Origin of the sequence: Nonomuraea sp. NPDC049129, from assembly GCF_040648495.1 — a bacterium.
Taxonomy (GTDB): domain Bacteria; phylum Actinomycetota; class Actinomycetes; order Streptosporangiales; family Streptosporangiaceae; genus Nonomuraea.
In genome coordinates this window covers 507,695-520,836 of the sequence record NZ_JBEZDU010000002.1, presented here as the reverse complement: position 1 = coordinate 520,836, position 13,142 = coordinate 507,695, and the positions used below count along the sequence as shown (strand labels likewise).

Below are 13,142 nucleotides of genomic sequence, written 5' to 3'. Positions count from 1 at the left end.
GTGACGCAACAGGCACCCGCCGTCGAGATCGACAAGGTGGCGGTGCGGTTCCGATCGAAGAAGCGCGACGTGGTCGCGCTGGAGAACGTGTCGATGGACGTCCGCCCCGGCGAGTTCGTGTCCATCGTGGGCCCGTCGGGATGCGGCAAGTCGACGCTGCTCAAGCTGGTCTCCGGGCTGCTCAAGCCGTCGGCGGGCGCGGTGCGGCTGCTCGGCGGCACGGTCGGCGGCCCGCGCCACGACGTCGGGTACGTCTTCCAGCGCGCCGCCCTGCTGGAGTGGCGTTCGGCGCGCAAGAACATCCTGCTCCAGGCCGAGATGCGCGACATGCCGCAGAAGGAGGCCGCCGCCAGGGCCGACGAGCTGATCGAGATGACCGGGCTGACGGGCTTCGAGGACGCGTTGCCGCATGAGCTGTCCGGCGGGATGCAGCAGCGGGTGGCGCTCTGCCGCGCGCTGCTGCACCGGCCGCCGGTGCTGCTCATGGACGAGCCGTTCGGCGCACTGGACGCCCTGACCCGCGAGCAGATGAACATCGAGCTGCACCGCATCTGGCACGAGACCGAGACCACGGTCCTGCTCGTCACGCACTCCATCGCCGAGGCGGTCTACCTGGGCAACCGGGTGATCGTCATGACACCGCGGCCCGGCACGATCGCCGAGGTCATCGACGTGGCGCTGCCACGGGTACGTGACTACGCGGCGACCATGTCCCAGCCCGCCTTCGCCGCCGCGACCAGCCACATCCGCGACCTGCTGGGGGCCGCCACGCACAACGATTGACCGCTCGGATCCGCCCCCTCCCCCCACTGAGAGGATTCCGATGCCCACATTCGTCCGCTTGTGCGCGCTCGCACTGGTGCTGGTCCTGGCCCAGTTCATCGCGCCCACCGCCCACGCCACCGCCGCCGACCAGGCGGCACAAGCTCCCGACTGTACGTTGGGCCGCACGGTCGTCCGCAAGACCAACGCCGCCACCAGCTGGGCACCGGTGACTCCAGCCAAGTGGCAGTTCCCCGGCGACCAGGTGATCCTCGCCGAAGCCGGGGAAGCGCGCCCCGGCCCGCGCCGCCCCTTCGAGTACGCCGTGCTGACCAAGGGCCCGGTCTTCGGATCGGTGCAGATCGACGCCGAGGTACGGCTCGACACCCCGACCAGCGTCAGCAACCGTGACGTGATCATCGTGTTCGGCTACCGCTCCGATCTGCAGTTCAACTACGCCCACCTGTCGCAGGACAACACCATCTATCCCCACAACGGGATCTTCGTGGTGAACAACGCCGATCGCCTGCGCATCGACGACCAGTGGAACGGCCAGGTCGGCGCCCCGCCCGCGGTCACCGATGAGGCGTGGCACAAGGTCCGCGTCCGCTACTGCGCGGACACCGGCCGCATCTCGGTCTTCATGGACGGCTCGACGACACCGCTGATCACGGCCACGGACCGGACGTTCCCCTCGGGCCGTGTCGGCTTCGGCTCGTTCGACAACATCGGGCGGGTGCGCAACCTGACCGTCACCGGCACACCGGCCTGCGCCGACCGCTCCCAGCCCTGACCGCCTGCGCCGAGCACCCAGAACCCCTGACGTCACCCTTCTTGACTGCTCTCACTTCTCCCTTTACCGTCCCCGGTAAGCGCTTTCCAACAACCCCTCAGGTGGTGCACAGGAATGCCGAAATCCCCCCTCCGGTACCTCTTAGCCGCACTGCTGGCGACCGCGCTCTGGGCGCCGCCGGCGGCCGCGATGGACTCGACCCCGATCGACGACCCCATTCCGGAGAATCCCACCGCGTCCGGTCTCACGCTGACGCTGACCGAGTACGCGACCTTCCCCAAGACCGAACCGGTCCCCACGCCCACCGACCAACGGCTGATGCGCTGGGCCAGGATCAACAACATCGGCGAGATCCCCGACGGGTCGCGGCGCCAGTTCGTCAACGACCTCAACGGCAAGCTGTACCTGCTGAAGAACGGCCAGCCGCAGGAATACCTCGACGTCGGTGCCACGTTCGCGCCGGACTTCCTCTCCGGCCGCGGTCTGGGATCCGGGTTCGGGTACGTCGCCTTCCATCCGGACTTCGCCCGTAACGGCAAGTTCTACACCGTACACACCGAGTGGGGCGCGGCCCTCACCACCAAGACGCCGGACCTGACGCCTCAGCCCGACACCAAGTTCCACGGCGTGATCACCGAGTGGACGGCCACGAACCCGAAGGCCGACACCTTCAGCGGCACCCACAGAGAGGTGCTCAGGCTCGGTTTCAACGGCCAGGTCCACGGCATCCAGCAGATCGACTTCAACCCGTACGCGCGTCGCCGCGACGCCGACTACGGCCTGCTCTACGTCGCCTCGGGCGACGGCGGCCGGGGCTCGTCGAGCGACGACCCGCAGAACCTGGCCATCCCGCAGGGCAAGGTGCTGCGCATCGACCCCCTGGGCACGAACGCCGCCAACGGCAAGTACGGCATCCCGGCCAAGAACCCGTTCGTCACCAAGGCCGGCGCGATCGGCGAGATCTACGCGTACGGCATGCGCGACCCGCACCGCTTCAGCTGGGACCCGCAGGGCAACCGGCTGTTCCTCGGCCACATCGGCGAGCACGCCATCGAGGCCATTTACGAGGTCAAGGCCGGTGACAACCTGGGCTGGAGCGAGCGCGAGGGCTCCTTCGTGTTCAACAAGGCCGACCGCTGCCATCTGTACACGCTGCCCGACAACGACGCGTCGTTCGGCTACACCTACCCGGTCGCGGCCTACGACCACGACCCGCCGCCCGGCCACTCCTGCACGGCCGACAGCGGTCACGCGGTGGCCGGTGGGTTCGTCTATCGCGGCACGCGGCTGCCGCTGCTGTACGGCAAATACCTGTTCGGCGACATCGTCGACGGCCGCGTCTTCTTCACCATCGCGAGCCAGATGCGGCAGGGCGGCCCGCGGGCCACGATCTACCAGCCCAAGCTCGTGAACGCGAGCGGCGCCACGGTCACCATGAAGGATCTGGCCGGGGACGCCCGGGTGGACCTGCGCCTGAGCCGCGACGGCGCGGGCGAGCTCTACCTGCTGTCCAAGGCCAACGGCAAGATCTGGAAGGTCACCGGCGCCTGCATGACGGCGACGCCATGAGGCACCGCTATCTGGCCCCGGTGGTGGCTCTCGTCCTGACGGCGACGCTCGCCACCCCGGCCGCCGCCCACGACCGGCCCGGCGTACTGCCCACGCTGCGCCACAACCTCATCGCCGCCTACGACTTCGAACACCCGGTCCCCGGAAACCCCGCGCTGGAGCGCGACCAGGGCAGATCGGGCACGGACATCACGCTGATCAACGGCGGTGCCGCCATGCGCAACGACGACGGCGCGCATCGGGGCAGCCGCCACTCGATCCAGCTCCAGCAGGTGAACCCCGCCACGATGGGCAACGACGACTGGAAGGCCGGGATCTACTCCGAGACCGGAGTGCCCACCCTCCACGCCTTCAACGCCGTCAAGGGCGCCACCGTCATGGGCTGGTTCAAGATGACCGGCGAGAACCCCAGCCTCAACTCCAACACCGCGGACCCGGCCGACCGCTACGGAGCGATCGGGCTGGCCGGGGTGCTCACCGGCAACTCCCAGGGCCATGACGTCAGAGCGCTGCTCGAACTCATCACGGTCAACGGGGAGCTGCGCGTGGTCGCGCTGGGCAGGCGAGTCGACGGCAGCAGTTCCCAGACCTTCGCCGCGAGCGAGCCGTGGCAGAGCGTGCTTCCCCAGGATGAATGGGTCTTCCTGGCGGCCACGTTCGACTACGACAACGCCGCGATGAAGCTCTACAAGAACGGCCGCCCGCTCGACGGCTTCTACACGCTCACGGGTGATCCGTGGGGCGTGGAGGGGGCGCCGGAGCCCGATCTCACCTCGGCCACCGACCCCAGAGGCATCAAGATCGGAGGTAGCTATCCGCAGAACACCAGAGAGAACAACCCCTGTAACTGCCGGATGGACGATTTGATGTTCCTCGACAGGGTCGCGGCCCCCCTGGAGATCTGGGCCCAGTACAAGCTGGCGGCCCGAGGCTGAACGGCTGGGGCTGGGAGGACTCCCACCGCCTTCCCAGCCCTCCGTCAGCCGTTAGTCTGCATCTGTTTGGTCCTGTGGTCCTTGAGATGGAGCTCACCGTGGAGACGCTCCTTCAAAGCGTCAAGCACCTTGCGGCTGGACAGCACGGTCCATCGGTTGCCGACCAGGTGCGGGTTGTATTCGGGCGCGGTGTCCATCCAGGCGTCCTTGCCGGCCTGGGTGGCGAACGTCGACACGAAGAACTGACCCTCGTCGGTCTGGCAGAAGCCCGTACGAATGTCCTTGGCGTTGACCTGGATCTTCGGCTTGCACCCGACCTTCTCGGCCAGTTGCTCGACGGTGTAGACGTTGTTGTCGACCGTGGCGGGCTTCTGCACGATGGGCTCGCCCCCGGCCATCGCGGCGCTCTGGCCGGCTCCTACGGAACCGCTGGCGTTCGTACAACCGGCCACGAGCCCGACCAGCAGCGCAGTAGCGGCCAGACGTGGAAATGTCGTCATGTGCCGAGATACGCAACCCCCGTAGGTGGGGTTCACTCCGGCCGAGATTAAACCGAGATTCACCCGAGACCTCAGCCCGAGAGCCGCAATCCCGGCCGAAGAACCGCGATCTCAGCGCAGGACGACGCAGCCGCGCTCCACCAGGCGGCGCAGCGCGTCGGGCTCGCCGTCGAGCTTGTTCCAGCGCAGGTCGAGCTTCTCCAGCGCGGGCAGCTCGCCAAGGCTCTCGGGCAGCGTCCTGAGCCGGTTGTTACGCAGATCCAGGTGCGTGAGCCGGGCCAGCCCGGCCACCGCGCCGGGCAGCGCCCGCAGCTGGTTGTTGCGCAGGTCGAGCACGCGCAGCTCACCGAGCTCGCCGATCGAGTCGGGCAGCGCGGCCAGCCGGTTGCCCTGCAGATGCAGCTCGCGCAGCCGGCCCAGCCCGCCGATGGAGCCGGGCAGCGCCTCCAGCCGGTTGTTGTACAGCCGCAGCTCGACCAGCGATGCCATGCGGCCGAGCGCCTCGGGCAGGCCGGTCAGCCGGTTGTCGGTCACGTTGAGGTAGGCGAGCCGGTCGAGCCGGCCGATCGCGGCGGGCACCTCGGTGAACCGGTTGTCGCTCAGGTAGAGGTAGTCGGTCAGGCCCAGGTCGCCGATCTCCGGCGGGATCGTGGCGAGGTCGTTGTGCCCGAGATCGAGCATGCGCAGCCCGGTCAGCCCGCCGATCGCCGCGGGCACCTCGGTGAGTGCGTTCTCGGCCAGGTTGAGCGATTCGAGCCGGGTCAGCTTCCACAGCGCGTCGGGCACGCCGGTCAGCCGGTTGCCGCCCGCCGCCAGGTGCCGCAGCCCGCCGCCGAGCCGCTCGGGCAGCGTCTCGATGGCGTTGCCGTACAGGTACAGGGTCTCCAGGTACGGCGGGCAGCCGGGCACCTCGGTCAGCAGGTTGCCATCGAGGTGCAGCGCCCGCAGCGCGGTGAGTCCCGTCAGGTCCGGCAGCGAGCGCAGGCGGTTGCCGTCGAGCCGGAGCTCGGCCAGCGACGTCAGGCCGCCCAGCCATGCGGGGAGCTCGGTGAGCTCGTTCCAGGCCAGGTCGATCAGCCGGACCTCGCCGAGCTCGGCGGGGTCGGAGCTGGGGAACGTGGTCAGCCCCGCGCCGGGTGCGCGCAGTTCGTCATGGATCGTCACGGCGCCGATCCTCGCACGCCGCCACCGGAAGCACGCCGCCACCGGAAGCACGCCGCCGCCGGAAGCACGCCGCAGGAAGCACGCCGCAGGAAGCCCGGCTAAGTGCCCGGCTCGGCGTCCTGTCCGGCGAGGTTCCTGAGGTCGAACAGCTCGGACGGCGAGATCGGCATGCGGTCGATCTCGATGCCCTCCGCGTCCTCGATCGCCCCCGCGATCACCGCCGAGACCGGGATCACCCCGGCCTCTCCCGCCCCCTTGATGCCGAGCGGGTTGAGCGGCGACGGCGTCTCCAGGTGGGCGGTCTCGATGCGCGGGATCTCCGTGACGTACGGCATGAGGAAGTCCATGAACGAGGCGTTGAGCAGCTGCCCGTGCCCGTCGTACACCATCCGTTCGTACAGGGCGCCACCGATGCCCTGGGCCACTCCCCCGTGGATCTGTCCCTCCACGATCATCGGGTTGATCAGCCGGCCGCAGTCGTGCACGACCGCGTACCGCAGGACCTTGATCTCGGCGGTCAGCGGGTCGGTCTCGACGATGGCGGCGTGCATCCCGGCCGCGAACGTGGACCTGATCGGCGAGTAGTAGTCACGGCCCTCCAGCCCCGGCTCGTCGCCCTCGGCCACCGGCGGTTTGTCGGGCGAGGAGACGCCGGAGAACTGGGTCGCCTTGGCCGCCTCCTCGTCGAAGGCGTACCGCAGCGGGTTGGCCAGGACCGCGACCGTGGACAGCGGGATCGAGGCGGTCGGGGCGCCCACAACGTGTACCAGGCCGTCGGCGATCTCCAGGTCGGCCGGGTCGGCCTCCAGCGCGTCGGCGGCGATGCGCAGCGCCTTCTCCCGCACCTTGCGGCAGGCCAGGGCGATGGCGTTGCCGCTGACCACGGCCGCGCGGGAGGCGAAGGTGCCGACCGCGTACCCGAACCTGCGCGTGTCGCCGGTGACGACCGAGATCCGCTCGATGGGCACGCCCAGCTCGGTGGCGGCGATCTGGGCGAACACGGTCTCGTGGCCCTGTCCCTGCGAGGTGAGCCCGGTGGAGACGTGTACGCGGCCGTCGGAGGTGATCTGGACGTGGCCGCCCTCGTACGGGCCGACGCCGGTGCCCTCGACGTAGCAGCCGATGCCGATGCCCCGGTGCCGGCCGGGTTCGAAGTCGTCCCAGCCGATGAGCTCCTTGAGCATGCGGAGCATCTCGGGGTAGTCGCCGCTGTCGTAGATCAGCGGGCGTCCGTCCTGGAAGATCAGGCCCTGGTCGTAGGGGAACTCGTCGGGGCGGATGAAGTTCGCCGCGCGCACCTCGGTGCGGTCCTTGCCCAGGTAGCGGGCGATCTTGTCCATCGTCCGCTCCATGCAGAACACGGCCTGCGGCCGCCCCGCCCCCCGGTACGGGGTGACCTGCACGGTGTTGGTGTAAACGGCGGAGAACTCGACCCGGTAGGCCCCGATCCGGTACGGCCCGAGCAGCTGCGTCGAGGTGATGATCGGGACGATGATCCCGTACGGCGTGTAGGCGCCGTGATCGTGCAGGATCGTCACATCCAACCCTTGAACCACCCCGTCGTCGTCGAAACCGACCCTGACGTGCTGCACCTGACCCCGCTCGTGGGCGGAGGAGATGAAGTGCTCGCGCCGGTCCTCGGTCCACTTGACCTCCTGGCCGAGCCGCATCGCCGCCCACGGCACCAGGATCTCCTCCGGCCACGGGTGCACGATCTTCACCCCGAACCCGCCGCCCACGTCGGGCGCGATCACCTCGACGTGCGGCAATGGCAGGCCCAGGGCCGCGGCGACGGCCATGCGGACGCTGGTCGAGGTCTGGGTGCTGGTGTAGACGCGCAGGTCGGAGCCGTCCCAGCGGGCGTACACGCCGCGGCCCTCCAGCGGCATGCTGGCGCTGCGCTCGATGTCGAGCCGGAAGCTCAGCGTGTGCGGCGACGCCTCGATGGCCTCGCGGGCGCTCCGGCCCGCCTGGTTCGGCACCTCCTGCACCAGATGGGCGCCCACATTGCCAGGTACGTCCTCGTGCACGAGCTGCGCGCCCTGAACCGCCTCCTCGATGCCCACGACCGGCTTGAGCGGCTCGTAGTCGACCTCGATGAGCGCGCAGGCGTCCTCGGCGAGGTAGCGGTCCCTGGCCACGACCATCACCACGGGCTCGCCCACGTGCCGGACGACGTCCCTGGCCAGGGGGTAGGCGGTGCGGCCGTGAGTGAGGGCGGGATGCGGGATCAGCAGGGGCAGGGGACGGCCCACGCGCTCGGGCAGGTCCTCCCAGGTGTAGATGGCGACCAGGCCGTCCACGTCGAGCGCGGCGCTCACGTCGACGTCGCGGACGCGGGCGTGGGCGTGCGGCGAGCGGACGAACGCCGCGGCCAGCGCGCCGGAGCCCAGGTCGTCGAGGTAGCGGCCCCCGCCGGTGAGCAGCCTGGGGTCCTCCCGGCGCTGGACCGGCTCCCCGAACAGCCTGGTGGTCATCCCTAGGTCTCCTCGGCGATCAGCTCCGCCGCCCGGTGGACGGCCTTCACGATGTTCTGGTAGCCGGTGCAGCGGCACAGGTTGCCGGAGATGCCGTCGACCACCTCCTCGTCGGTGGGCGCCGGGTTGTCACGCAGCAGCGCGGTCACCGTACACAGGAAGCCCGGTGTGCAGAAGCCGCACTGCAGCCCGTGGCACTCCGCGAACGCCCGCTGCACCGCCGACATCCCCTCCGGCCCGGCCAGCCCCTCCACCGTGGTGATCTCGCTGCCGTCGACGGTCACCGCGAACGTCAGGCACGAGCGCACCGGCTCGCCGTCCAGCAGCACCGTGCAGCAGCCGCACACGCCGTGCTCGCACCCCACGTGCGTGCCGGTCAGCCCGAGGTCGTGGCGCAGGCAGTCGGACAGCAGCCGCCGTCCCGGCACCCGCACCCGCCGCGCGGCTCCGTTCACCACCAGCGTGATCTCGCGCTCGCGCTCCAATCCGGCCTCCCTCACGTACCTGCTGGGCTGCTACCCCACGGTCCCGCCACCTCACGGGCCACGTCCTTGAGCGCCGCCTCACGGGCGGCGTCCTTCAGCGCCTGCTCGGCGAGGACGCCGACCAGATGCAGCCGGTACGCGGCGCTCGCGTGGATGTCGTCGTCCGGCTCGGTCGCCTCCCGTACGGCCCGCGCCACGCCCGCCCAGTCGACGCTGGAGGGGGGACGGCGCTCGCACAGCCCGCCCACGTCCACGACCACCGGCACGGGGCCGACGCTGACGCAGGCCACCCGGGCGGCGGTGACGCGCAGGTCGTCGTCCAGCGTGACCAGCGCGCACACCCCGGCCAGGGCGTAGTCGCCGTGCCTCCTGGCCACCTCGCGGAACGCCGTACCCGACCGTTCCGGCGGCATCGGGAAATATGCGGAAACGGCGAGTTCGCCCGGCTGGACGGCCGACTCCATCGGCCCGACGAAGAAGTCGGCGGCCGTCACCTCCCGGCTCACCACGCCCTCGGCGGCGTCCAGCCGGGACAGCCGTACCGACCCGCCGAGCAGGGCCAGCACGGCGGGCAGCTCGGCGGCCGGGTCGGCGTGCACCAGGCTGCCCACCACCGTGCCCCTGTTGCGGATCACCGGGTGGGCGACCAGCCGGAGCGCCTGCCGCAGCAGCGGATGTCCGGCCAGCCGCTCCACCTGGGCGTGCCTGGCCAGCGCGCCCACGGTGACGCCTTCGGCGGCGAGGTCGAGGCTGGCCAGCGACTCGACGCGGTTGATGTCGACCAGGTGCTCGGGCGCCGCCAGCCGCATGTTGAGCATGGGGATCAGGCTCTGGCCGCCCGCGAGCACCTTGCCGCGCGGACCCACTTGGGCGAGGACGTCCAGGGCCTCGCCGAGGTCGCGCGGCGCGTGGTGTTCGAAGGGCGGCGGCTTCACCCGGCCTCTCTCCCCGCGGCGGCTGTGTCGGCGGGCCGCCCGGCGATGACGCGCAGCAGGTGGTAGCCGCCCACCACGACGATCGTGCCGAACGCGATGCCCTCCAGCCGGAAGTCGCCGCTGATCAATTGCTTCACCGGTCCGATCGCCAGGATGATGCCCGCGCCGATGGGGACCATGTTGACCGGGTCGGCGAAGTTCACCCGGTTCTCGATCCAGATCTTGGCGCCGAGCAGGCCGATCATGCCGTACAGGATGACCGTCACGCCGCCCAGAACGCCTTCCGGAGTCGCGGAGACCAGCGCGCCGAACTTCGGGCTCAGCCCGAACAGGATGGCGATGAGTGCGGCGATGTAGTAGGCGGCGGTGGAGTAGACCTTGGTGGCGGCCATGACGCCGATGTTCTCGGCGTAGGTGGTGGTGGGCGAGCCGCCGACGGCGCTGGTCACCACGGTGGCCAGGCCGTCGGCGGCGATGGCGCGGCCGATGTAGGGATCGACGTCGGTGCGCGTCATCTCTCCCACGGCCTTGACGTGACCGATGTTCTCCGCGATCAGCGCGATCACCGCGGGCAGCACGAGCAGCACGGCCGAGAACTTGAAGTCTGGCAGATGAAACGGCGGCAGGCCGAACCATGGCGCCGCCTCCAGCTTGGAGAAGTCGACACGCAGATGCGGGGCGATCTTGAGCGCGCCGTCGGTGTAGGCCGGGACCTGGCCGAACAGCTGGTCGGCCACCCAGGACAGCGCGTAGCCGACGATCAGGCCGAGCAGGATGCCGATGCGCCCGATGAAGCCCTTGAACGCCACCACGATCACGAACGTCACCAGCATCGTGATCAGCGCCATCCACTGATCCTTGGGCCAGTAGACGTCCGCCACCACGTAGGCCAGCCCGAACCCGATCAGCATGACCACCGCGCCGGTCACGATCGGCGGGAAGATCCGGTGGATGATCTGTACCCCGAGGAAGTGCACGGCCAGCCCGACCAGCGCGAGCACGAACCCGACGATGAGGATCGCGCCGGTCACGATGGCATCGGCGCCGGGGGTGTCACCGCCGAACACCGCCCTGATGGCCAGCACACCGCCCACGAACGACGCGCTGGTGCCCAGGTAGCTGGGGATCTTGCCCTTCACGATCAGCAGGAACATGATCGTGGCCACGCCGGACATCATGATCGCGACATTGGGGCTCAGCCCCATCACCAGCGGGAACACGAACGTCGCGCCGAACATCGCGATCACATGCTGCGCGCCGAACCCGATCATGCGCGGCCAGGTCAGCCGCTCGTCGGGCTTGACGACCTCTCCGGGAGCCAGATGCTTGCCGTCGCCGTGTTTGGTCCAACCGAAAACCATGTGAGCCCCTCTTCACCCGGGCTGCCGCTTCCAGTGCCGCCCCGCAGGCTCCTTCCGCATCCCGCTCCAGATTCGTGCTGCCGTTGCGGGCACATTAGGCCCGCAGGCGTGCTCGTACACGGGCATGATCTGCCAAATTCGCTTTCCTGACCAGAGGAGTGGTCGCGCACTACCTTCAGGTGGTTCCGGTGAGCGCTCAGTTCCAGTGCGGCGGCCGGTGGTAGGTGGCACCACCGGGCCCGCTCGCTTCAGCGCGGCCAGGTAGGCCCGCCAAACCTCAGTGCACCCGGATCGAGAACCCCTCCCCCGTCACCACCTGCCCCGTCCGGATCTTGCACGTCTTCCGGAGCTCCACTTCCCCATCCACCGACACCATCCCCTCGGCGATCAGGTGTTTGGCCATGCCGCCCGTCTCCGTGACCCCGCAGTACTTCAGCAGGTCACACAGCGGGATGAAGTCGGAGCGCAGTTCGAAGTCCACGACCACTCAGCCTAGATGCCCCGCATGCGCAACACGTGCAGGGCCAGGGTCAGGTTGAGGCGCAGGTGGGGGTCGTCGGTGAAGTTGCCGAGCAGGCGCTCCAGCTTGCCGATGCGGTAGCGCAGCGTGTTGTAGTGGAAGTGCAGCCGCCTGGCCGTCTCCGCCACGTTGAGGTTGGTCTCCAGGAGCACCTGCAGGGTTCTGCGCAGGTCGGAGTTCTCGGCGTCGTCGTCCAGGGCCAGCGGGCCCAGCGTCTCGCGGACGAACGCGTGCAGTTCCTCCGTGTCGTTCACCAGCGACAGCAGCCGATAAACGCCCAGCTGGTCGAAGTGGGCCACCGCGCCGGGGCCGTGGAGCTGGCGGCCGACGCGGGCCGCCTTCAAAGCCTGCGAGTACGCCTCGGGCAGCAGGTCGGCGCCGGGCGACGGGCGGGAGGTGCCGGTCGAGAACGTGGCGGGCGGCACGTCGGCGAAGGAGGAGGCGGCGTCCTTGGCCACCCTGGCGGCGTCCACCGTGGCGTCCAGTACGGCCACCACCTCGTGCGAGAAGCCCGCGACCGCGCCCTGGGGGTCGTGGCGGCGCATCGCCGCGACCCAGCACGCGACCAGGCGGTCCTGGGTGGCGCGTTCGTCGCCGTCCGGGTCGAGTTCGGCGACCAGCACGGTGACGGGCCGTTCCAGATCCCAGCCGAACGCCCTGGCCCGCGCCGTGACGCGCTCGGCCGTGCCCGCCCGGCCGGTGAGCACGTCGCGCAGGAAGTCGGCCCGGTACTTGCTCTCGACGGCGTTGACCGCCTCCTGCCTGGTGACGACGAGCGCGGCGACGGTCGCGGCGCGCTCCAATATGCCGACGTCGCTGTCACGGAGCGTCCCGGCCGGGCTGTAGGCGACGATGCGGCCGTGGTGGTGGCCGCCCGCGAGGACGGGAACGGAGGCGAACGCGCGCGTGCGGCCCGCCGTACCGGAAGCGGGCCTGCCGGACGGAGTACGGCCCGAGGCGGGGACGAGCGGCGGTCCCTCGTGCGCGATCGACTCCCACAGGAGGGTCACGTGGTCGGGCGGCCCGGCCGTGGCGAGCACCCGCCCGCCGCCGTCAACCGCCGCCACCGCCACGTCGAGCAGCGCGGCCACCTCGGCGGTCACCTCGTCCAGCCCGCCGCCGGCCAGCACCACCTGGACCAGCGCCCGGTGCGCCTCCTCGGCGCGGGCGAGCACGGCGGCCTGGCGGTTGAGGATGTCGGTCAGCACCTGGTTCAGGATGTCGTCGAAGCCGACGTCGTTCGGCAGCAGGATGAGCGGGAACCCGAGCCGGTCGGCCTGCTCGACCATCTCGTCGGGCAGCTTGTCCACGTACCTGCCGAGCTTGATCGCCAGGGCCGCCAGTTTGCGCTCGTCGAGGTCGGCCACCAGGCGGCCGAGCGACTGGGGGGTGTTGCGCAGCGGGTAGCCGGTGGTCAGCAGCAGCTCGTGCGGCTTGACCCAGGCCAGGATGTCGGGCACCTCCATGACGTTGAGGCGCTGCACGATGCGGCCCAGCCCGCTCTCGCCGGCGATGAGGCGGGCGTCCGCGAGGGTCGATACGCCCAGCACCTCCCCCACCGAGACGCCGTGGGTGATCGTGCCCGTGCTCGCGAGACGGACTGGGGGCTCCATGTGGAGATTGTGACCCCAGAAGCGGTCT

General features: G+C 70.0%; 12 protein-coding genes. 4 read left to right on the top strand and 8 right to left on the bottom strand.

All coding sequences use genetic code 11. The features are described from left to right. The 4 genes from AB0B64_RS07435 (at window position 1) to AB0B64_RS07420 (ending at window position 4,059) form a co-directional block, all read left to right on the top strand. Window positions 1–783: an ABC transporter ATP-binding protein gene (locus AB0B64_RS07435; protein WP_357941155.1), complete on the top strand. Its 783-nt coding sequence runs from the start codon at window positions 1–3 to the stop codon at window positions 781–783. Between the two features lie 40 nt (window positions 784–823). Further along, window positions 824–1,555 (top strand): hypothetical protein, encoded by a 732-nt coding sequence (locus tag AB0B64_RS07430; RefSeq protein WP_357941153.1) that lies wholly within the window; start codon window positions 824–826, stop codon window positions 1,553–1,555. 114 nt (window positions 1,556–1,669) lie between these two features. Beyond that, window positions 1,670–3,124 carry a PQQ-dependent sugar dehydrogenase gene (locus AB0B64_RS07425; RefSeq protein WP_358175416.1) on the top strand — a complete coding sequence of 485 codons (1,455 nt, stop codon included), beginning with the start codon at window positions 1,670–1,672 and terminating at the stop codon, window positions 3,122–3,124. Then, complete coding sequence (locus AB0B64_RS07420) at window positions 3,121–4,059, top strand: hypothetical protein (protein WP_357941149.1); 939 nt, start codon at window positions 3,121–3,123, stop codon at window positions 4,057–4,059. Before AB0B64_RS07425 ends, AB0B64_RS07420 begins: the two co-directional genes overlap by 4 nt. Before the next feature lie 44 nt (window positions 4,060–4,103). On the opposite strand, the gene AB0B64_RS07415 is transcribed toward AB0B64_RS07420, so the two are convergent. The 8 genes from AB0B64_RS07415 to AB0B64_RS07380 form a co-directional block, all read right to left on the bottom strand. Beyond that, window positions 4,104–4,559, bottom strand: a complete 456-nt coding sequence (locus AB0B64_RS07415; RefSeq protein ID WP_357941147.1) for a hypothetical protein — start codon at window positions 4,557–4,559, stop codon at window positions 4,104–4,106. A 111-nt stretch (window positions 4,560–4,670) separates the two neighbouring features. After that, window positions 4,671–5,723, bottom strand: a complete 1,053-nt coding sequence (locus AB0B64_RS07410; RefSeq protein WP_358175413.1) for a leucine-rich repeat domain-containing protein — start codon at window positions 5,721–5,723, stop codon at window positions 4,671–4,673. 98 nt (window positions 5,724–5,821) lie between these two features. Beyond that, window positions 5,822–8,200, bottom strand: a complete 2,379-nt coding sequence (gene cutA, locus AB0B64_RS07405; protein ID WP_357941143.1) for an aerobic carbon-monoxide dehydrogenase large subunit — start codon at window positions 8,198–8,200, stop codon at window positions 5,822–5,824. Between the two features lie 2 nt (window positions 8,201–8,202). After that, on the bottom strand, window positions 8,203–8,685 hold the full coding sequence (locus AB0B64_RS07400) for a (2Fe-2S)-binding protein (protein WP_357941142.1): 483 nt from the start codon (window positions 8,683–8,685) through the stop codon (window positions 8,203–8,205). 11 nt (window positions 8,686–8,696) lie between these two features. Then, the gene (locus tag AB0B64_RS07395) at window positions 8,697–9,620 is read right to left on the bottom strand and encodes an FAD binding domain-containing protein (RefSeq protein WP_357941140.1); all 924 of its coding nucleotides are present in this window, start codon (window positions 9,618–9,620) and stop codon (window positions 8,697–8,699) included. Further along, the gene (locus tag AB0B64_RS07390; RefSeq protein ID WP_357941138.1) at window positions 9,617–10,981 is read right to left on the bottom strand and encodes a solute carrier family 23 protein; all 1,365 of its coding nucleotides are present in this window, start codon (window positions 10,979–10,981) and stop codon (window positions 9,617–9,619) included. Before AB0B64_RS07390 ends, AB0B64_RS07395 begins: the two co-directional genes overlap by 4 nt. Window positions 10,982–11,258: 277 nt before the next feature. Continuing rightward, window positions 11,259–11,462, bottom strand: coding sequence for an RNA-binding S4 domain-containing protein (locus AB0B64_RS07385; protein WP_357941136.1), 204 nt, complete (start codon window positions 11,460–11,462; stop codon window positions 11,259–11,261). A gap of 11 nt (window positions 11,463–11,473) precedes the next feature. Continuing rightward, window positions 11,474–13,114: a PucR family transcriptional regulator ligand-binding domain-containing protein gene (locus AB0B64_RS07380; protein WP_357941134.1), complete on the bottom strand. Its 1,641-nt coding sequence runs from the start codon at window positions 13,112–13,114 to the stop codon at window positions 11,474–11,476. Between the last annotated feature and the right edge of the window lie 28 nt (window positions 13,115–13,142).

Coding starts and splice junctions, on each gene's coding strand:
- AB0B64_RS07415 (WP_357941147.1), bottom strand. CDS start 4,559: ATGACGACATTTCCACGTCTGGCCGCTACTGCGCTGCTGGTCGGGCTC.
- cutA (WP_357941143.1), bottom strand. CDS start 8,200: ATGACCACCAGGCTGTTCGGGGAGCCGGTCCAGCGCCGGGAGGACCCC.
- AB0B64_RS07380 (WP_357941134.1), bottom strand. CDS start 13,114: ATGGAGCCCCCAGTCCGTCTCGCGAGCACGGGCACGATCACCCACGGC.
- AB0B64_RS07390 (WP_357941138.1), bottom strand. CDS start 10,981: ATGGTTTTCGGTTGGACCAAACACGGCGACGGCAAGCATCTGGCTCCC.
- AB0B64_RS07425 (WP_358175416.1), top strand. CDS start 1,670: ATGCCGAAATCCCCCCTCCGGTACCTCTTAGCCGCACTGCTGGCGACC.
- AB0B64_RS07430 (WP_357941153.1), top strand. CDS start 824: ATGCCCACATTCGTCCGCTTGTGCGCGCTCGCACTGGTGCTGGTCCTG.
- AB0B64_RS07420 (WP_357941149.1), top strand. CDS start 3,121: ATGAGGCACCGCTATCTGGCCCCGGTGGTGGCTCTCGTCCTGACGGCG.